The 20251-nt window shown below is 55.8% G+C and carries 19 protein-coding genes; 7 read left to right on the top strand and 12 right to left on the bottom strand.

Features of this window, described 5'->3' with window-relative positions; genetic code table 11:
* Positions 1 to 19: 19 nt before the first annotated feature.
* Complete coding sequence (locus tag CPH17_RS16395) at positions 20 to 958, top strand: LysR family transcriptional regulator (RefSeq protein ID WP_027336751.1); 939 nt, start codon at positions 20 to 22, stop codon at positions 956 to 958.
* Here CPH17_RS16395 and CPH17_RS16390 read toward each other — a convergent pair.
* The 4 genes from CPH17_RS16390 to CPH17_RS16375 all read right to left on the bottom strand — a co-directional run bounded on the left by CPH17_RS16390 (position 921) and on the right by CPH17_RS16375 (position 5265).
* Complete coding sequence (locus CPH17_RS16390) at positions 921 to 2516, bottom strand: ATP-binding protein (protein WP_074395302.1); 1596 nt, start codon at positions 2514 to 2516, stop codon at positions 921 to 923. The genes CPH17_RS16395 and CPH17_RS16390 overlap by 38 nt on opposite strands.
* A 20-nt stretch (positions 2517 to 2536) precedes the next feature.
* Positions 2537 to 3295, bottom strand: coding sequence for a winged helix-turn-helix domain-containing protein (locus CPH17_RS16385; RefSeq protein ID WP_074395301.1), 759 nt, complete (start codon positions 3293 to 3295; stop codon positions 2537 to 2539).
* A 444-nt stretch (positions 3296 to 3739) separates the two neighbouring features.
* Positions 3740 to 3919: a PLDc N-terminal domain-containing protein gene (locus CPH17_RS16380; RefSeq protein ID WP_074395300.1), complete on the bottom strand. Its 180-nt coding sequence runs from the start codon at positions 3917 to 3919 to the stop codon at positions 3740 to 3742.
* Between the two features lie 65 nt (positions 3920 to 3984).
* The gene (locus CPH17_RS16375) at positions 3985 to 5265 is read right to left on the bottom strand and encodes an MFS transporter (RefSeq protein WP_082934310.1); all 1281 of its coding nucleotides are present in this window, start codon (positions 5263 to 5265) and stop codon (positions 3985 to 3987) included.
* Between the two features lie 213 nt (positions 5266 to 5478).
* Between CPH17_RS16375 and CPH17_RS16370 the strand changes: the two genes are divergently transcribed.
* From CPH17_RS16370 to CPH17_RS16360, 3 genes are read left to right on the top strand one after another with little or no spacing between them, the layout of a single operon-like run.
* Positions 5479 to 6282: a substrate-binding periplasmic protein gene (locus tag CPH17_RS16370; RefSeq protein WP_082934194.1), complete on the top strand. Its 804-nt coding sequence runs from the start codon at positions 5479 to 5481 to the stop codon at positions 6280 to 6282.
* Entirely contained in the window at positions 6272 to 6994 is a 723-nt protein-coding gene (locus tag CPH17_RS16365; protein ID WP_082934193.1) for a substrate-binding periplasmic protein, read from the top strand. The genes CPH17_RS16370 and CPH17_RS16365 overlap by 11 nt, the downstream gene beginning before the upstream one ends.
* The gene (locus CPH17_RS16360; protein ID WP_074395298.1) at positions 6991 to 8256 is read left to right on the top strand and encodes a GGDEF domain-containing protein; all 1266 of its coding nucleotides are present in this window, start codon (positions 6991 to 6993) and stop codon (positions 8254 to 8256) included. The genes CPH17_RS16365 and CPH17_RS16360 overlap by 4 nt, the downstream gene beginning before the upstream one ends.
* A gap of 53 nt (positions 8257 to 8309) precedes the next feature.
* Here the strand turns inward: CPH17_RS16360 and CPH17_RS20060 are convergent, their stop codons facing one another.
* Both CPH17_RS20060 and CPH17_RS16355 read right to left on the bottom strand, forming a co-directional pair.
* Positions 8310 to 8456: a hypothetical protein gene (locus CPH17_RS20060; protein WP_172822082.1), complete on the bottom strand. Its 147-nt coding sequence runs from the start codon at positions 8454 to 8456 to the stop codon at positions 8310 to 8312.
* 27 nt (positions 8457 to 8483) lie between these two features.
* A complete protein-coding gene (locus CPH17_RS16355; RefSeq protein ID WP_074395297.1) occupies positions 8484 to 10109 on the bottom strand; it encodes a BCCT family transporter in 1626 nt (541 codons plus the stop codon).
* 160 nt (positions 10110 to 10269) lie between these two features.
* On the opposite strand from CPH17_RS16355, the gene CPH17_RS16350 reads away from it, so the two are divergent.
* Positions 10270 to 10644, top strand: coding sequence for a hypothetical protein (locus tag CPH17_RS16350; protein ID WP_074395296.1), 375 nt, complete (start codon positions 10270 to 10272; stop codon positions 10642 to 10644).
* A 45-nt stretch (positions 10645 to 10689) separates the two neighbouring features.
* On the opposite strand, the gene CPH17_RS16345 is transcribed toward CPH17_RS16350, so the two are convergent.
* From CPH17_RS16345 to trmB, 6 genes are read right to left on the bottom strand one after another with little or no spacing between them, the layout of a single operon-like run.
* Entirely contained in the window at positions 10690 to 11583 is an 894-nt protein-coding gene (locus tag CPH17_RS16345) for an AEC family transporter (protein ID WP_074395295.1), read from the bottom strand.
* 51 nt (positions 11584 to 11634) lie between these two features.
* On the bottom strand, positions 11635 to 14589 hold the full coding sequence (glnE, locus tag CPH17_RS16340; RefSeq protein WP_074395294.1) for a bifunctional [glutamate--ammonia ligase]-adenylyl-L-tyrosine phosphorylase/[glutamate--ammonia-ligase] adenylyltransferase: 2955 nt from the start codon (positions 14587 to 14589) through the stop codon (positions 11635 to 11637).
* 22 nt (positions 14590 to 14611) lie between these two features.
* A complete protein-coding gene (locus CPH17_RS16335; RefSeq protein WP_074395293.1) occupies positions 14612 to 14983 on the bottom strand; it encodes a diacylglycerol kinase in 372 nt (123 codons plus the stop codon).
* 24 nt (positions 14984 to 15007) lie between these two features.
* Complete coding sequence (gene dacB / locus CPH17_RS16330; RefSeq protein ID WP_074395292.1) at positions 15008 to 16483, bottom strand: D-alanyl-D-alanine carboxypeptidase/D-alanyl-D-alanine endopeptidase; 1476 nt, start codon at positions 16481 to 16483, stop codon at positions 15008 to 15010.
* Between the two features lie 10 nt (positions 16484 to 16493).
* The gene (locus CPH17_RS16325; protein ID WP_074395291.1) at positions 16494 to 16823 is read right to left on the bottom strand and encodes a DMT family transporter; all 330 of its coding nucleotides are present in this window, start codon (positions 16821 to 16823) and stop codon (positions 16494 to 16496) included.
* The gene (gene trmB / locus CPH17_RS16320; protein ID WP_074395290.1) at positions 16820 to 17485 is read right to left on the bottom strand and encodes a tRNA (guanine(46)-N(7))-methyltransferase TrmB; all 666 of its coding nucleotides are present in this window, start codon (positions 17483 to 17485) and stop codon (positions 16820 to 16822) included. The genes CPH17_RS16325 and trmB overlap by 4 nt, the downstream gene beginning before the upstream one ends.
* A 303-nt stretch (positions 17486 to 17788) precedes the next feature.
* Between trmB and CPH17_RS16315 the strand changes: the two genes are divergently transcribed.
* Entirely contained in the window at positions 17789 to 19672 is a 1884-nt protein-coding gene (locus CPH17_RS16315) for a beta-ketoacyl synthase (protein WP_074398405.1), read from the top strand.
* Positions 19672 to 20190, top strand: a complete 519-nt coding sequence (gene coaD, locus CPH17_RS16310) for a pantetheine-phosphate adenylyltransferase (RefSeq protein ID WP_074395289.1) — start codon at positions 19672 to 19674, stop codon at positions 20188 to 20190. The genes CPH17_RS16315 and coaD overlap by 1 nt, the downstream gene beginning before the upstream one ends.
* The last annotated feature ends 61 nt before the right edge of the window (positions 20191 to 20251 follow it).

Genomic DNA, 20251 nt, shown 5'->3' with positions numbered 1-20251 from the left:
ACCATGAAAAAATTTCACCATGATTGAATTGCGCCATTTACGCACCCTCCTCGCGCTGCGCGAGACCGGCTCACTGGTTGAGGCCGCTGAGCGGGTACACCTCACCCAGTCGGCACTCTCGCACCAGCTGAAAGACCTAGAGAACCGTGCGGATAGCCCGCTGTTTGTACGCAAGACCCGTCCGGTTGAATTTACCCGCGCCGGGCTAAGGCTGCTGGCACTCGCCGACCAGATTCTGCCCGAAGTGCGCAAAGCCGAGCGTGACCTGGCACGCATGGCGGGGACGGAACTTGGCCGGCTGCACATGGCTATCGAATGCCACAGCTGTTTTCAGTGGCTGATGCCCACGGTGGATTACTTTCGCGACCATTGGCCCGAGGTGGAAATCGACATCCCCAGCGGCCATCATTTCGACCCGCTACCCGCCCTGGCACGCGAGCAGTTGGACCTGGTCATCACCGCCGACCCACAGCCCCTGGACGGCGTTCACTACGCGCCTCTGTTCCGCTACGAGGGGTTACTGGCGGTTGCCCGTCAGCATCCATTTGCCGCGTATAGCTTCGTCACGCCCGAGGCATTGGCCGAGGAAACCCTGATCACCTACCCGGTCGAGCAATCCCGGCTGGACGTTTTCACCCAGTTTTTGACACCCGCCGAGGTACGCCCGCGGGAAATCCGCACGGCCGAGCTTACGATCATGATGATGCAGCTGGTCGCCAGCGGGCGGGGTGTCTGCGCGCTGCCCAACTGGGCGCTCACCGAATACCTGGAGCGCGACTACGTCAGCGCGGTCAAACTCGGCGAACAGGGGGTGTGGAGTACGCTCTACGCGGCCGTTCGGGAGGAGACGCTGGAGGCGCCGTGGATGCAGGATTTTCTGCGCACGGCGAAAGAAACCTCGTTTGCCGTATTGAGTGGTATCAAACCGGCGACTCGCGACGCGGAATCAGCAGCGTAAACCGCGCGCCGCCCAGGGAGGGGCTGGTATCCACCGTCACGCTGCCGCCGTGGCCGGCCATGATCTTCTGCACAATGGACAGCCCAAGCCCATAGCCACCGGAACTGCGCGCCCGGCTGTCGTCCAGGCGGGCAAAGGGTTTGAACACATCGGCCCGGGCATCGGCAGGAATCCCCGGCCCGTCGTCTTCCACGTCAATGCGCACCAGATGGGGTTCATCCCACAGACCGATGACCACCTTGGACTGGCCGTAACGGCAGGCATTGCTGACCAGATTTTGCAGTGCGCGCTGCAGATAGCGCGGTTCGCCGAGCAGCTCGATGTCAGGCCCCGGCGCCAGGGTGATTGCCAAGCCTTCGTGGAGCGGCGAGAGCGCCTCCACCACCCGCTCGGCCATCGCCCGACATTCGACCAGCGACATTTCGAGCTCCGCCCCGTTGACCGTCTCACCCCCCAGGCGGGCATAGGTGAGAATTTCATCGACCAGCTCATCAAGCTCGGCGATGTCGGCATCGATCCCCTGCAGTTGGCGCCTGATGGCAGGCTGGTCGGTCATGTCATCGACCATTTGTACCGCAAAGCGAATGCGCGCCACCGGCGTGCGCAGTTCGTGGGACACGGCCCGGATCATTTCCTGCTGGCCGCGTAGCAGCGACTGCACCTGATTGGCCATGCCGTTGAAGGCCATGCCCAGGCGCCCCAGGAAATCGCCACTTTCGACCTTTACGCGTGTTTCCAGGCGTCCGCTGGCGATACGCGTGGCGGCGAGTTCGAGTCGCGCCATGCGCGACTCGATACTGCGCATTACCAGATAGATAATCAGCGCCAGTACGACCATCAAGGCCATCAGCAATGGCAATTGAAGGTTAAACGGCAGGTTGGCGCCCCCCGTTTCGGGCCCCGCTTCAATCCACTGCGAGCCGTCAGGTAGTTGATAAACAAAGCTTATGGACAGTTGCTCACCGCTTAACCGCGTTACCACTTCACCACGAGCGAGCTGAGCCTGCTGTGCCTCGCTCAACCCGCTAGGCGGTCGGTTTGAAAGCGCCAGTGGCCAGCTACCCTGCTGCAAACCCCCAAGCTTGTCTTGACGTTCACTAACGCTAAGCGGCGAAAGCCAGGCGCCGAGCATCACGATGGTGGCGTGCCATTGTTGCTCGCGCCAGGAAGAAAAATCGGCCTGTAACAGCCAGGGTTGGTCGGGGAGGCGCCGCTGTAGCCGCCAGGGGGACGTTGCTACCAATACTTTTCCCTGCTCCAAGCGGGCGCGTTCAAAGTAGCTCAGCGAGGCGTCTTCCAGTGGCACCAAGGTTAACTGCATATCAAGTTGCTCACCCCAAACGTTTAGCTGCGTTTGGCGTTCTTGCGGCGAACTATCAACAAGTTGCTGCGCCATTAACGACATCGGCAGTGCCGTTAGTGCCTCACGATAATCTTCGCGGCTGATCTGCTCGATAAAAGCGCGCCCGCCTAAAGCAATTAAAAACACCGTTAACAGTGCGGCACCCAGCAGCAAATAAAAACGTAAAAACGAGCCGTGGCTGAGCACCCCTCGCATGAGGCTGTCCTTCTGTGTAATTAACTGTCTTTTACAAACAGATAGCCCTTACTGCGCACCGTTTTGATACGGTGGGGCTGATTGGGGTCATCACCAATTTTGGGACGAATACGCGACACGCGAACATCGATCGAGCGGTCCTGTCCGTCGTATTTGATGCCTCGAAGATCATTGAAAATTTCTTCCCGAGTGAGCACTCGGCCAGCATTGCGCGCCAGTAACCAGAGCAGGTCAAACTCGGCACTGGTCAAGTCGATTCGCTCTCCCGATAGCCAGGCTTCACGGGTGGCATTATCGATTTCAAGATTCTCAAATCGGAGGCGTATTTCCCCCCCGGGGGCAGGCCCATCGGCGCGACGCAATAGTGCCCGCATCCGGGCTAAAAGCACCCGCGGCTGAACGGGTTTAGGCACATAGTCATCAGCGCCCATTTCTAGACCTAACACCTGATCCAAATCGTCCGTGCGCGCCGTCAGCATCATAATTGGCCCCGAGAAATTGGGCCGCACGCGACGACAAATGGCTAGGCCGTCTTCCCCCGGTAACATTAAATCAAGAATCACTAGATCCGGCTGCAGGGTCAAGATGCGATCGACACCCTTTGCCCCATCAGCCTCCAATGTGACCTGAAAGCCGTTGGCTTCTAAGTAATCACGCGTCAACTCTGCCAAGCGCTGGTCATCCTCAATAATGAGCACGTGATCCTGGTCAGGGTAGTCAGGCTTTTGTGATTCTTGGCTTCCAAGCGCCTGAAACTGTTCTTCTAAGTGGTCCACCATCCTAGTTGTCAACTCCGCTTAAGCTATATGTCTTATCGCCTGCCTCCCCCACACAAAAGCAGGCTGCTTGTGTTTGTTCCCAGGATACCTCAAAAGTGCCCCAGCGCCTGCTAAGCGACGCAATCTGCCTATTCTTATCTATTTAGCCCAGTGGCCATGGCTTGATTCTTGTCACAACGACAGCTAATGTAGTGTTGCAAACTGTCGACAATCTGACAGGAGGAAACCGCCATGGGAAGTGGCAAGCCAAAAAGTGTTATTAAACGCGTATACGTTCCTACCCAAGTGCGCGACCTGCCTAACGGAGAGAAACTTAAAATCCCTGGGCATTACAAAGCGCCTCCTGGTGAAGAGCAAAGCTAACCGCGATTAACGTGTTAATTTACTTAATAAGGCAGGCCTCAGGCCTGCCTTATTCATATCTACCTCGCCAAAAATGTGGCGCTACCCCTTAGGGCCTAGCAAAAACCACACTATCAGCCCGACCAGCGGAAAGAATAGCAATGCCAATATCCACAGTAACTTGGCTAAGCCCCCCGCTGAACTTTTCGCCACCTTAACGATGGCCCAAACGATAATTACAAGCCAGATAAGCCCTAATAGTCCACCGACTTCAATGCCCATATCAACTCCTTATGTTGGGATCTGTGCTATGCAGCTAAGCATATCGATACATCCGACACAAGCCGCTAGAGAGACGGCTGCCAATTAAGCGCCGCTTGACGGCCGCGAGCTTCATTAACCTTCGCACAAATCAGCATCGCCACGCCGAACAATACCGCACACAGTAAAATAGACGCCTGGAGGCCTACCAATGCCTGCAGCCCTCCCAACAATATAATACCGATAACACCCGCCAACTTGTTGGCCAGTCCCCAAAAACCAAAGAACTCCGCTGACTTGGTGGTGGGCGAGAATAGGCCCACTAATGTTCGGCTTGCCGACTGGCTGGAACCCAGGCTTAGCCCTGCCAAGCACCCAACGAACAAAAAGACGTACTGGGCTTGCCATTGCCAATCGGTGGCCTGGTTCACCCAATCGGTAAACTGTGGTGTCAACCAGATAGCGACAATGGCGCATACCCATAGCGCCAGGGTAATTTGATAGGTGTGCTTGGCACCGAGACGGTCCTGAATCCAGCCAAACCCCAATGCACCCGCTGCTGCAGTGATTTGCACAATAATGAACATAATATTGCGCACGCTGGCCTCCCAACCAATCACCTGCGCCCCATAAATAAAGGCGAAGGCAATGATGATATAGACCCCCGCCATGGAAAATAGCAGCGACACCAGAAAGACCGATAAGTCTCTGAAGTGTTTTAGTTCGTGAAAGGTAGTGGCCACACGCCGATACGCCATCTGCCAATAAGCGTCCGTATGGGGCTGCGGGGTCGAACGTTCTTTCAACCAAATAAAGGTCGGGATCGCCGCTATCAGGAAAAAGCCTGCTGCGAAGGGCCCTACCCAGCGAATGCGTTCGAAGTTTTCTTCATTCGCCTCCCCCAGCACTACAAGCGTAAAGCCTGCCGCAAACAGCCCACCAATATACCCTAGCGCCCAGCCAAACCCAGAAATCTTACCCAACGCATTGGGCGGGCCCAGCTCAGGCAAAAAAGCCGCAATAAACGACTCACCCATTGAATAGGCATAATTCGAAATGATGATGAGCGCAAGCCCCAGCACCACATAACCTGGCGCAACGAAATACAGCATGGCGGTGGCGCCAACGGTGGCTAAATAGCTAAAAAATAGAAAACGTTTTTTTTCGGCACGCGCATCCATAACTGCGCCGCATAGTGGTGCAGTCACTACCACCAAGAGGTAACTAATGGCGAGAGCGAGGCTCCACAACAGATTAGCAAGACGAAAATCATCACCACGGTCTCCGACGATCACTGTGGTAAACAATTCGCCGAACACCACGGTAATGATCAGCAACGTATAGGCTTGATTGGCAAAATCGAACATCGCCCAGCCGAAAATTTCACGGCGCGAAGCAAAGCCAGAAGCAGCAATATTAGGTTGAGCGCGCACGTTGGTTTCTCTCACCAGCTAGCAAGGCACTTAGCGTATCAGGTTGGCGTGTAAAAGCGACACATCTAACGTTGGAAGAATAGAGATGACAGTTACTGCCGCTTGCTCTAAGTTTGATTGACTAGATAATAACAGGGACGTGGACACATGCAGAGAGCAGGGGTGCTGAGTTGTCTTCGAAAGTCCGTAAAGGGGCAGTGGCTAGTTGGGCTGCTGTGCTTCTTTGCGCCGTTAGCGCTCGCTAATGGCGCTCCTGCTGCCCTCACATCGCTCACCTTTGTGACTGAAGAGTACCCCCCTTACAATTATCTCGACGAACAGACCGGCCAGTTAAAAGGCCGTGCGGTAACGCTGCTTGAGACAATGTTTGAACACGCAGGCTCGCCGTTTAAGCGTCGGGATATCCTTTACTATCCCTGGGTACGTGGCTACGAGTTAGCGCAAAGCGAACCCAACACTGTGCTCTTTTCAACCACCCGCACCCCCTCTCGAGAATCACACTTCAATTGGATTGGCCCCATCGCCCGCGACCGTGTAGTGCTGTTGGCATGGCAAGACGAGGTAGCACGCCTCACCTCGCTGGACGACGCAATTCGCCAACAGTTAAGCGTTGCCATCATCCGCGAAGACATCGGCGCCCACGCATTGAGCGAGGCCGGTTACCCCGCCGAATTACTCCGCCCGGCCATCGATAACCGCAGCGCACTTCACATGTTGCAACGTGGTCGGGTCGATTTATGGGCCTACAGCGCTGAAGTAGCGCGCTGGATTGCCAGCCAGGAGGGCCTTGACGCCAAGCAGTTAAACGCCGTGCATACGTTAAGCGAATCAGACTTATACTTTGCTATTAACCCGGCCACTGACCAAGCGTTGGTTGATCGGCTGCAGCAAGCATTTGACGCTGTTCGTGCGGGGCCAACAGATCGCGAGGTTACCCACCATGGAGACTAGCCGGTTACCTCGCAACCGCGTCATTAGAAGCTGGGTAGCGCTATGTGGGCCGCTGCTATTGGCCGTGAGCCTGCCGCTCAGCGCTGCGTCACTGGTCATCAATACTGAAGATTACCCACCCTTTAACTATGCAAGCGAGCAAGGACAGATTATTGGCAGCGCCACCAAGGTATTACGCACGGCGTTACGCTCGGCGGATATCGACGCTGAGTTTCGACTGCTGCCATGGGCAAGAGCCTATACCGCTGCACGCTTGCGCGAGCAGCACTGCGTTTACTCCACGACTCGAACCGCTGAACGCGAGCCTCTTTTCCGCTGGGCAGGCCCCCTGGCAGTGAACGAGTGGGCGGCGTTCCGTCTTACTGGCCGCGACATTAAGGTAAGCTCAACGGACGAATTAGCTAACTTTCGCGTAGGTAGTTTCCGCGAAGACGCCGTGGGTAATTACATTGCCGCTCAAGGCATCAAGGTTCTGCGCGCTCGTAATGAACGCGAGAACCTAGCACGCTTAAGCGCTGGCCTGGTGGATATCATCGTAACGGGCAAAGCGACTGGCGAATATTTGGCCAATGCTCAAGACGTCGCATTAACGCATTTGTTTACGTTTTATCGCGCTCCGCTGTACCTTGCCTGCCACCCCAGCGTGCCCAAGCATGTGATCACGCGACTACAGCATCATCTTCCTGCTCTTAGCGAGGCCTCCTCGCCATGAATAAAACACGCATGCCAATTCGCTTGGGCAGCCTAACGTCCAAGCAAGCGATACTCACTTTGCTGCTGGCTATCTTAATCAGCGCCATAGCGGGCGGTACGGAGCTTTTTAATCACGTGTCCTCGATGCGCCAGGATGTGGCTCAGCGCGTTGAGCAACAGCTCGCCATCATCAATGGGGCCGCCGCCGAAGCCGCTTTTCAATTGAACCCGGACTTGGCCCACCAAATCGCCTATGGATTATTCAGCGATAACGAAATCGCCGAAGTGGCGATCCGCGATGATTTCGGCAGCACACTTGCCGAGTTTTCGCCCAGCACGCCGGTTGAGTCGAGCTGGCTCAGCCAACGGCTGTTTGGCGATATGCTGGACTACCGTGTTCCGCTCAATTATTTTGTAGGCGCCGATTTGCCAGACGCCGTGGTGGGTGAGGTCGAGCTTCGGCTCGATGAACAGAGCCTGACTCAACAATTCCTGGAGCGCAGCATCTCGGTGGTAGGGTCGAGCGTGATGGAAGCGTTTATTTTAAGCCTGCTAATTATTGCCTTTTTCCATTACTTCATTACCCGCCCGCTGCTCAAGGTGCATGATGCCATCACGCATACCGACCCTGAGCGCCCTGGTCAGTGGGCTAAACCGCAACTGCCGGGTCATCGCCATGATGAGCTGGGCCATTTGGTCGATAGTCTCGACGATTTATTGCAGGCATTTCAGCAGGGGTTACACCAACGCGACCAGCTCCATCATTTATCCCATATTGATGGACTCACCGGTGTTGCCAACCGGCGTCATTTCGACCTGTTTTATCAGCAGCAATGGCAACACGCTCAACAGCACGCGCAGCCGTTAGCGATTATCTTTATCGATATCGACAATTTTAAAGAATTTAACGACCATTACGGCCATGCCATGGGCGATGACACTCTGCGCGCAGTAGCGCAGGTGCTTAATCACTGCATCGATCCGGCAACTGACCTGCTGGCGCGCTATGGCGGGGAAGAGTTTGTGTGCGTATTACCCAACAAAGATGAAAAGGCAGCGCTGGGAGTTGCTCAGCGTTTACGCCAAGGGGTGCTGTCACTATCCATCCCTCATGCTTACTCGAGTACGCACACGCACTTAACCGCCAGCATGGGCGTCGCCAGCACATCGACCCACGCCACTATTAGTGCAACGGCACTGTTGGCTCAAGCTGACCAGCATCTGTATCACGCCAAGCACCTGGGGCGAAACCGCATAGAAGCCCGCCCGCGTATCGCGTAAAGGGCGATACACAAACGGGGCATAACGCGCCGGTCAACGCCAATATAAGTGAATCAAAGCCACCAATGGGCAATCACAGCGGCAAGCCCAACGACCAGCGCCGTAATAACAGCGACACACACGGCACGGTCTAGCCAGCGATCAAACACGGCCCCTTTGGACTTCCTCCGCGTCGCGCCGTGCCGCGCTTGCTTGGCCATCAATCGTTACCCTTCATGGGATGTCCTCTAATGATTTATGCGCCGGTTAACAACGTTCGGTGCACGGCGTAAGCGTTCTTCTTCGCCCAGCTCTTCTGCTTCAAAGGCGTCGGCACCCACGGGGGTTTCACCGTAACGACGGTATAGCTGAGTAAGCATCGCTTTGCGGTCAGCTCGTAGCTCACGCACCAGTACAATTACCATCATATAAAGAATAAAAGTGAAGGGCAGCGCCGAGAGCACCGACGCCGACTGCAACCCGGTGAGCCCTCCCGCCACAATCAGCGTAAAGCAGATCGCAGCGATCAGGACACCCCATATCACGCGCTTATACAGCGGTGGATTGATAGAGCCATTATCGGTCATTTGCGCCACGATATAAGACGCCGAATCAGCGGACGTCACCAGGAAGATAAAAATCAGCATGATAGCGATGACTGACAGCACCCCGGAAAACGGCATCAGATCAAACATTTCGAACAGCGCCACAGTGATATTGTCCTGGGTAGCCGCTGCCAAACCAATGTCGTTGCCGACAATTTCCATGTTAAGCGCAGCACCGCCAAACACCCCGATCCACAAACAAGCGAGCATCGGTGGCACCAGTAGCACGCCAAACACATATTCCTTGATCGTACGCCCCCGCGATACGCGAGCCACAAACGTACCCACAAACGGCGACCAGGCAATTACCCATGCCCAGTAGAAAATGGTCCAACTGCTGGCCCAGGTCTCATCGCTATAGGGTGCGGTGCGCAAGCTCATACCAATAAAGTTTTGCAGATAGTCTCCAATGCCTACTGTGATGGTTTCAAGGATGGCGATGGTCGGTCCGGTAACCAGCACATAGAGCATCAAGCCGATACACAGGATCATGTTAAGGTTCGACAAACGCTTAATGCCTTTATCGAGCCCCGACCACGTAGAGAGCATGTAGGCGCAAAACATCACAAACAGGATAACAAACTGCCAAAAGCCGTTTTCCGGCAACCCAAAGACGGCATTCAACCCGCCGTTCATTTGCAAAACGCCAAGGCCTAAAGAAGTCGCCACCCCCATGACCGTAGCAACAACGGCAAACACATCGAGCCATGAGGCATAGGGGCGGACGTTGGGATACTTCGCCGTTACCGAGGAAAGCACTGACGACACCAGCCCCGCTTGGCCCTTGCGAAACTGAAAGTAGGCAATGATCAGCCCCACCACAGAGAACGCGGCCCACTGATGAATGCCCCAGTTAAAGTAGCTGTATTGGATGGCATAGCGCGCTGAGGCTTCGGTTTCTGCCGACATATCTCCATAAGGAGGGTCGATATAATGCAGCATGGGTTCGGCCATACCGTAGAACACAAGCCCAACACCAAACCCGGCGGCCAACAGCATGCTGATCCAGGAAAAAAAGCTGTAGCTAGGCCGACTATCCTGCGGCCCCAAGCGCACCTTGCCGTACTTGCTAAGCGCCAGGCCAAACAAAAACACCACAAAGCCAAAAACAGAAAATAGATAAAACCAGCCAAATAGCTCGGTAATGGTGGTTAATGCGGCTTCGGCAGCACTGCCAAAGCTTTCGGGAAAGGACGCCCCTATAACCACCAAGCCAAAGATAATTACCGTCGAGGCGATAAATACCGACTTTCCTCCATGATTCGCCATATAAACACCCTGTCAGATAAACATGGGGCGCCAATTACTTGCGCCTGATGAAAATCGTAACACCTGCATGGCCGCACTGCATGTAACGGCGATTTAACGCGTTGCCTGAACTCTCCCCAACGGACGCGTTCCAAAGGCTGTACCGATTGAGGAGGCATCAATGCCACAAATGAATCGAGATCAACGTAACGCCGCTTGGCAGGCCGCTCATCAGTGGCGCGCCCGAGCTGCAAAGACCCAGCCAAATGGCGTCATGGGCAGCCTAAAGCTTTTATTCACTTGGCTGGCGTTTGGCGCGCTGATGATTGTCGGCGTCGTATTGGGTTTGTTTTTCCTACTCATCGGCTGGGCAATGATGCCGTTTGTCCGCCATAAGATGAAAAAACGTATGGAGCAGATGCGCGCCCAACAAGCCCAGGATATCGGTGGAAACCGCTCTGGGCCCTCATCAGGCACTGGCCGCCATGACGTTTTGGAAGGACAGTACGAAATTAAAAACGACGCGGCAGAGAAAGCGGGCAATGACACAAAATAACGCCGACGGTTGATACTCGCCCTATGATATCGCGGCTAGAACTGACTATTGAGGCGCGTGAAGCCAAATGAACGCGGCTGCAAGCGTCAGTGGCATCACGATTAAACTACCCAGGTTGCCGATCAATACGATGGAAGCCACTTTCTGGGGGGCTAAACGATATTGCTCGGCCACTAAGTAATTCAACACGGCAGGCGGTAATGCAGCAAATACCAGCAGCACAGCCGCCTGTAAGCTATTAAGCGGCAACAGTACAATTAACGGTAGTGCAATGACGAGTCCCGATAACGGGCAAAGCAACGCACCGAGTAGACCGGTACGCCAATCGCTGAAGTCAATATCGAGTAATCGCACCCCAAGGGCAAACAGCATTAACGGGATACATACCCCGCCTAGCATATTCATGGCGTCTAATAGCCACACTGGCAGGGGCAGCCCGCTTATATTGATAGCCAGCCCCGCCAGACTCGCTGCCACAATCGGCATGCGTAGCAAACGCCACAGTGAAGTACGTGGATTGAGCATGTAAAGCCCCACCGAAAAATGCAACAACATTTCGACGATAAACACCACCACCGCCGCCGGAAGTGCCTGTTCACCGAAAGCCAGCACTAGCAAAGGAACGCCCATATTGCCGGCGTTATTGAACATCATCGGCGGCAGAAAGGTTTTAACATCCAGATGCAGCCAGCGGGCGAGCGGCCACAACAGCACGCCAGACCCCAATACCACCATCACGGCAGCGCCTGCCAGCCAGGCGTAATCAGCCAATGGTGCCTGTCGGTCGGCCAGTACCGCAAACACCAAAAGCGGTACAAACAATTCCATGTTCAGCGTGTTTAAGCTGCGAATGTCCGGGGTGCGAAAACGCCCATATGCTGCACCTGCCCCAGCAATTAAAAACACGGGCAGCAACGTAGCGAGAATGTTGCCAATCATCGCGCCCTCTTTCCCTGTAACCTGCCGTTCATCGAATATCCTTGCGTGCCGTTAAGGCTCCAGAAAACGCTGCCATAGCGAGGTCACCACCTCGCGGTGAGCCTCATAATCAGCGGCCCGGCCAACCGCTTTATCACCGGTTAACGCGGCCCGATGGGTGGCACTACGGTACGCTAAATACGCTTCGCGCAGCCGCTCTGCCTCTTCCTGCGGTAAGTGCTCACTCTCAGCCAAGGTCTCTAAAATGCGGATATTGTCACGATATGTCAGCAGCGCAGGTGTCTGGTTAGCAAGTGCTAACACCGCGTATTGACAGAGGAATTCAATATCCACCATGCCACCGGCATCGTGCTTCAGGTTGAAGCTGCCGTCCTCAGTTTTGGTGGCAAGGTGTTCGCGCATTTTGTGGCGCATGTTGACCACATCATCGCGCAGCGCGTTAGTATCCCGCTCGCGCCCTAAAATGTCCCCACGCAGTTGGTCAAACTTATCCGCCAGCGTCTCATTACCCGCAACCACCCGCGCGCGAACCAGTGCCTGATGTTCCCAGGTCCAGGCTTGCTGACGCTGATACTCGGCAAAGGCCGAAAGCGAGGTGACCAGCAAGCCGGAATTACCCGAGGGTCTAAGGCGCATATCAACTTCGTAGAGGCTGCCTGTTGGGGTGATAGCCGTCAGCAAATGAATAATCCGCTGGCCTAGCCGGGTAAAAAATACCGGCGTATCGATAGGCCGTGGCCCATCGGTTGCTCCCTTGCCATCGCTGTCGTGGAGGAAGACCAAGTCCAGATCAGATCCATAGCCCAGTTCAATACCTCCTAGCTTGCCGTAGCCGATAATCAAAAACGCGGGTTCCCGCGTACTATAGCCACTCGGCACGCCATGCTTAGTGGCAAGGTGCTTCCAGGCCATCGCCAAGACAGCATCCAGAATGACCTCGGCGATGTAAGTTAAGTAATCACTTACTTTCATCAGATGCCGGGTGCCCGCGATATCAGAGGCTGCCACGTGCAGCATTTGAGCATGTTTAAAGACTCGTAACGCCTCTAGCTGTGCTTCTTCATCATCCTCGGGAAGCCGGTTCAGCGTTTGGCGCAGCTCATCCGCCAAGCGGCCTTTGTCGGCTGGCGTATACAAGGTGTCGGGGGTCAGCAATTCATCCAACAGAATTGGGTAACGGGCCAGCTGCTCGGCAATCCACGGGCTAGCAGCGCATAGCCGCATCAAGTGCTCAAGCGCGTGAGGATTCTCGCGCAACAGGGCCAAATATGCCGTACGCCGCAGAACGGCTTCAATAAGCGGTTGAACGCGCGAAAGCGCGGTATCGGGGGTGTCATTGTCGGCAACGGCATCCAACAGAAGTGGCATTAACGCATCCAAACGCTCAAAGCCAATCCGCTGCATGCTTTGCACTTGGCGCGATTGATACAGACGAGACAGCCGAGTGAGTATCTTGTCTGGCGCCTTAAAGCCGGCTTGCTCCAGCTGGGCCAAAGCATCTTCTTGCTCCAACTCACCGCGCCATAGCAACCGCCACTGGTCAAGCCCAAGCGTTTGTTCGTCGCTGGCGTTTTCTACTTCCTCCTCGGGCTCGGCAATCACCGCATCGAAATGCTGGCGGACGCGCTCGCGCACTTCTTCTAACTGGTGAACCAGACTTGGCCAATCATCGTGCCCCATGGCAAACGCCACCCGTTCACGGTCGGCTTCCTCGTCGGGCAGCGTTTGTGTTTGACGGTCTTCCAGAGCTTGCAGCGCGTGCTCGATATCACGCAGAAATGCGTAATCAGGTAGCAGGTCGTCTACCACCGTTTGAGGCAGAAGCCCAAGTGCCGGCAAGCGCGTTAACGCTACGTATAACGAGGCCACCTGAAGCTCGGTGTCACGCCCGCCGCGAATCAGTTGAAACGCCTGAACCACAAACTCGACCTCACGAATACCGCCAGGCCCCAGTTTGATGTTGTGCTGCATACCCTTGCGCTTTACTTCACGATTGATCATCGCCTTTAGTTCACGCAGCGATTCAATCGCTCCAAAATCCAGGTACCGGCGGTAAACAAAGGGCCGCAGGCTCGCGAGTAGCTCTGCACCTGCCGAGGTATCCCCTGCTACCGGACGCGCCTTGAGCATGGCATAGCGCTCCCACTCGCGGCCCTGATCCTGATAGTAGCTGGACAGCATCGCAAAACTGCCCACCAGTGGCCCACCGTCACCTAACGGACGTAAGCGCATGTCGACACGGAAGACAAAACCATCAGCGGTCATGGCATCCAAAGCAGCGATTAATTTCTGGCCTAATTTGGTGAAATATTCTTGGTGCTCCAATGATTTGCGGCCGCCCTGGGTTTCACCGTTTTCAGCAAACGCAAAAATAAGATCGATATCCGAGGATAAATTAAGCTCCCCGGCGCCTAGCTTGCCCATGCCAAGCACTACCAGACGCTGGGGTTCACCATCACAGGTTAGCGCTGGCAATCCCCAGCGCGGGGCATAAAACTGCTCGAGCCAGGCAAGCGCCGCCTCAAGACAAATTTCTGCCAGCTGGGAAACCGCACGGGCAGTATCCCACATGGTGTAACCCGCCGGCCGGTTGAGGTCGCGCCATACGATAGCCAGCATACGCGCACGTCTAAAGCGCCGAATGGCGCGCTGCATGGCGTCCTCATCGTCGGCCTCGTCTAACGCATCAGAGAGTAATCGGGCCTGGTCTTCTCGAGTGGGCGTGGCATCCAGCTCGCCGCCGCTGTCTAGCGTCGCCAGCCAGTGGGGATAACGGATCAACGTATCCAGCGCAAAGCGAGAGATGGCTAATACACGCGCCAACGACCTACGACGCTCGGCTGAAAGGGCTGACCAGTCAGCGGATGGCAGCGGCTGATCGCTCATTTCGGCCACGTTATCCGCCTGTGAAAGCGCCTCACATAACCGCTGCCACGCTTTCTCGGTCACCGGTTGAAGCGCTTTGGGTAAGGTGTCAAACGGTAAAAACGCTTCATTGAGTTGCATAATGACCTCGCTGCCCTAGAGGCTAGCCGATGAATTTTTGCCAGCCTAGCAGCCCCCAGGTGAGCCCCGCGAGCATCAATGACAGCATCACTGCGGCTGAACCAATATCTTTAGCCCGTCCAGAGAGTTCGTGGTGCTCAGTACCAATGCGATCCACGACGTTTTCAATCGCACTGTTGAGCAACTCAACGATCAATACGATAAAGCAACTGCCAACCAACAGCAGCCAACTCACTGGCCCATCGCCAATCCACCAGGCTAGCGGTAGCAAAATGGCGGTAATAGCAACCTCTTGACGAAATGCGGCTTCGTTGTGAAACGCCGCTTTCAATCCTTTCAAAGAATAGCGCGTGGAGTGCGCCAAATGCGTCAAGCCGGTATGCCCTGGTTTCATGGCAGTTGCCTCAAAATAAAGTCGTCAATTCGCGAGTATCATCGCATCAAGATCTTTCGACAGCGGATCCAGCACTTGTGACCAGTTTAAATAGGGCGTGCTGGCATTACCGTTAACCAGCACACTGAATACCCCCCAGCGCCCCTGCGCGGTACGAAAGTAACCGGCGGCAGCGCGCACAGCAAACGGCTGGTTTAACGTACCGGTTTTTAGCATGACGTTGTGTTGAAAGGTATCGGAGCCTCTTCTGATAAAACGCATCACGCCGTTAGCGGGGGATTGAAAGGTCGCAATAAAGCTCGGGAAGAGCGGGCTTTCATGGTACATCTCGGCCAGCATCACATTAATGCCATGCGCCGACGTGCGATTCTCAGTGGTCAAGCCGCTGCCACTGTGCAAGGTCACAGGGCCGTGCCCTGGCAGGCTCTGAGCATAACGTTCAAGCGCTCCTCCTGCTTGGCGAAGCTGTGCCTGAGGGGGTTCTATCAGATTGAGGGTCAACACATCGGCCATATAGTTATTTGAGTAATTCATGATGCGCAACAGCAACTCTTGCAGGGGCTTGCTATCTACTTCGGCAAGCCGCTGGGCATTACTGGGCGGTCGCTCTGATGTCAGTCGCCACGTATCGCGAACGTTAATGCCTGCCTGACGGAGCATTCCCATCAGCACCTCAGCGGTGGCCTCAGCCGCGTCGCCCGCGCCACGATAGACATCCCGCGCCTGAGCATTGGTTGATATTTGACCACTCAAGCGCAGCACATCCCCGTTTTCGGTGGTAATCCGTTCGGCGTTGATCTCAGTGCCGCTGTTATCGGGCTTAGTCACTACCCGGTTTTCAATCGTCATCTGCAATAACTGGCCGTCACATAGCGATATACGCGCCGGCGTATCGGGCACCAAGGCGGGAGCCACGTTGGCACACCAGCTACCGAAATTAACACCTGCCGACGATAGTGGAGCGCTGTAAGCATTTGCTACACGCGATAACGCATCGCAGCGGTCAGTGGTAATACACTCCACAGGGCCAAAGCGCCACTGGTTAACCACTAATGCACCCTCAACCTCACGAACACCCGCCTGCTGCAACCGCTGCACCAAGCGCCACATGTCTTCGGTGGTCAGCCCCGGGTCGCCGCCTCCCTCAAACACTAAATCACCGCGCAGAACGCCATCGTCAAGACGCCCAGCACTTACCAGTCGACTGGTAAAGCGATGTTGGGGCCCAAAGCGCTGTAACGCAGCGGCGGCCAAGTACGCCTTGCTAACCGATGCGGGAGAGAGCTGTCTCGTCGGCTCAATACTCGCCAGCGGTGCTGTGTTAGCGTCATCATTGAGCAAGCGTGCCTCGGCGCTAACGGCAAAGCCTTTGCTCTGCAGTTGCCCCACGCGGGTAAAGTCGGCCCATAGCGGACAACTCACCAATACGCTCACTATCCCCACGGCCGACCGCCATGCCCAGTGCCTGCCAATACAACGCCGCCAGCCAATGCGGAACATCCGCTTCTCCTCAGTGCACGCTCATTTTCGAAAATACTTGCAGCATGACAACGCCGGCTACAATCAAGCCAATCCCTACCACAGCCGGCGCATCCGGTTTTTCACCGAAAACCACCACGCCCACCAGCGTGACCAGTACGATGCCCAGCCCCGCCCAAATAGCATAGGTGAGCCCCACGGGCAGGCTACGCAGTACTAGGCTCAGCAGATAGAAGGCCACTGCATACCCACCAACCACCAGCAGGCTTGGCAACGGCCGCGTAAACCCCATGGAAGCTTTTAGCGCGCTGGTGGCAACCACCTCGGCAATGATTGCCAGCACCAAATAAACAAAGGTCATGTAGGCTCCAAAGCAACGCGTAAACGCCATAATGCTTGGCCGCTTTGATGGTACTTGGCCTCGAAGGGCGTTAAATAATCGCCGTCAGGGGCCCATGCGCCCACCTCAGCCTGCCGGCCAGTTACCTGAGAAACCGCCAGGGCGAACTCTTCAACGTAAAGCTGCCAGTTAGAGCGAACCTCGAGCAAGCCGCCAATCGCCAACAGTGTGGGGAATACCGGATGCCCATGCCAGCGCATTTTCAAGTGAGACGCCTTAGGGTAAGGATTAGGATAAAGTAAATAATGGCGTTCGGGCGCCCAGCCAGCTTGATGCGCTAGCCGCCAAAAATCGACAAGATCGGCACGCACCAATTTTGCATTGGCTGGCAGCTCTCCATGAACCCGCGTTAGCCGACTCTCACTGCGGTCGATTCCGATCACCATATGATCAGAAAACTGCTCGGCCAGCCGACGGGTCGATAGCCCCACACCGCAGCCCGCATCCAATATCAGAGGGCCCGATTGAGTTTCTCGCCATTCAGCCGCCAACTCAAACGCCTGCTGGGTATGCGCTGCAATAGGCTTGCGCAACGGGTGCGTTAGCCCACGGCTGACCCGGCGCGCTAAATCATGGTGGGGCCCCGGCTGGTTAGATATCACCGGACGCGAAGGCTGCTGCATATTTACTCTCTTAAGACTCTCGTTTCTTGGCAATCTCATTGATGCCATCGCGCAAGAAACTACGCAAAAAATGTGATTCTACCAGTCCAGTGTGGTTGCGGCATGACGCCGCGGCTCGCCCGGTGATATGATCATTGGCAGTAATACGCATTTTGTCATATTTATTAAGTGTAACGCGGCAGGTAAGACGTTTTGCTTATCAGCATCATGCTTTATATAACCTGCTAGCATTACCGATAACTGTTATTTAAACCACCGCACCACGAGGAACCCGGCTTGTCACACTTACCGGTGATTGTCGGCATGGGCGGCATCAATCCCGCCGGCAGAACCTCTGGCCATCAGGCCTTCCGCCGCACCGTGCTTGATGCGCTCACCGCTGATCAGCAACGCCAGACAATAGAAGGCCTAGCGACATTGATGCGCTTGGCTTCGCCGTCTCCACAGGGGTGGAACGACAGCACAGGGCAGCCCATGGCGTCCCCAGCTGATACGTTACGCGAACACATTCTCAAGCACACGCTGATTCGCCGCAACGAAGACCCACGCTTTAGTGCGCCTGGGCTGCCGGCCAATCGCCAAGTGAGCATGGAGCTCGCCGAACCACTACGATTTAGGCTCCGTCGCCGGCAATTGCCTGAGCACCTGCCCAGCCATTGGCAGGTACAGGATATCGACCCTCGCACAGTGGAAATAACCGTACCGGCAGGCGAAATGGACGCACTGCTGCCCGATGCGCAGTCCCCGAAGGTGCGCGCGGCAGCCCAGCTACCCACTGGCTTCGACCCCACCAGCCTATACCGCAGCGTGCATCACCCGCGCGGTTTGGCGATGACGGTTTTTGGAGCCAGTGACTGCCTGGGCGCTAGCGGCCTCTCGTGGGAGCACCTGCGTCAACAGTTAAACCCGGACCATATCGCCGTTTACGCGGGTAATTCGATTGGCCAACTTGACGACCAGGGCTGGGGGGGCTTGCTGAAAAGCCTGGTGAGCGGCCAGCGTGCCACCTCGAAACAGATGCCGTTAGGCTACGGCCAAATGCCCGCCGATTTCTTGAATGCTTACGTGCTAGGCAGCGTTGGTGGTACCGGCGCCGCGTTAGGCGCCTGCGCGAGTTTTCTTTACAATCTACGGCTGGGCATTGATGACATTCGCGCTGGCCGGCGCCGCGTAGTGATGGTCGGTACCGCCGATGCGCCAATCACTCCGGAGATTATCGAAGGCTTCCGGGCCATGGGCGCACTGGCCGATGACGCCAGTTTAAAGGCCCTGGATGCTTTAGAACTTCTCACTGACACAGACTACCAGCGCGCTTGTCGCCCGTTTGCGCGCAACTGCGGCTTTACAATGGCCGAGGCCAGCCAATTCGTGCTGCTAATGGACGACGCCCTCGCTCTTGAGGTTGGTGCCGATATTTTAGGTGCTGTGCCAGAGGTATTCGTCAACGCCGACGGCTACAAGCGGTCTATTTCGGCCCCCGGCATCGGCAACTACATTACCTTAGGAAAGGCAGCATCGCTGGTGCGCAACATGCTGGGCGACAATGCATTGCGCTCGCGCAGCTTTTTGCACGCCCATGGCACCAGCACGCCCAAAAACCGCATCACCGAATCCCACGTATTCGATGAGATTGCCCGTGCCAATGGCATTAATGATTGGCCGGTAGTCGCGATTAAGGCCTTTATCGGCCATTCCCAGGGTAGCGCGGCGGGCGACCAATTGGTCAGCGCGCTAGGCAGCTTTGCCCATCAATTATTGCCGGGCATTCCGACATTGGACGCCGTGGCCGACGATGTTTACGCCGACCGTCTACGGTTTTCGTCAATTGCGCAGCCGTTTAACGTCGACGCGGCCTTCATCAACGCCAAGGGATTCGGTGGCAACAATGCTACCGGGGTTGTGCTATCACCTGCTGTGACCGAGCGCTTACTGACGCAGCGCCACGGTGTTGAGGCCATCCGGGCTTGGAAAATACGCCGCGAAAGCGTGCGCGAAAACGCCGCCGCGTATCTCAACGACGCTGACCAAGGCCACTACGCGCCCCGCTATCAATTTGGCGAAGCGGTGCTTGAAGGCCCGGAGCTGGATATTCAGGCGGACCGCATCCATATTCCGGGCTACACCCACGCCGTTTCTCTTGAAAGCGATAATCCTTTCGGCCGTCTGGACGACGAGGAACCAACGTGATGCAGGGCCAACGCGTCAATATTGCTGTCTATCCGGGTACCTTCGACCCAATCACCAACGGGCATTTCGATCTTATTGAACGCGGCGCCCGCATGTTCGACAAGGTTGTGATCGCCGTCGCCGCAAGTCCCGGCAAACGCCCGAGCCTGGACTTACCCACTCGTATTGAGCTGGCCCAAGCGGTCTGCGCCTCGCTACCCAATGTAAAAGTGATTGGCTTTGCTACCCTACTCACCACCATGATGCACGAACAGGGCGCCACCATTATTTTGCGCGGTTTGCGGGCGGTCTCCGATTTTGAATATGAGCTCCAGTTGGCCAATATGAACCGCGCTCAGAACCCGGAGCTTGAGAGTGTTTTTCTTACCCCAGCGGTGGAAAACTCCTACATTTCCTCCACGATCGTGCGGGAGATTGCCAAGCTTGGCGGCGATGTATCACCGTTGGTCCACCCTAAGGTCGCAGAGACGTTGCGTAAGCACTACACTACGCCCCCTAAGACGCCTCCTGAAACCTAGACCCTGACACGCGGTTGATTGGCTGGCGCATTGCGGCATCCAATCGACCCGTTATTCGCGA

The organism is Halomonas sp. hl-4, assembly GCF_900215475.1.
Lineage (GTDB): Bacteria > Pseudomonadota > Gammaproteobacteria > Pseudomonadales > Halomonadaceae > Vreelandella.
This window is presented reverse-complemented; position numbering and strand designations above follow the sequence as displayed.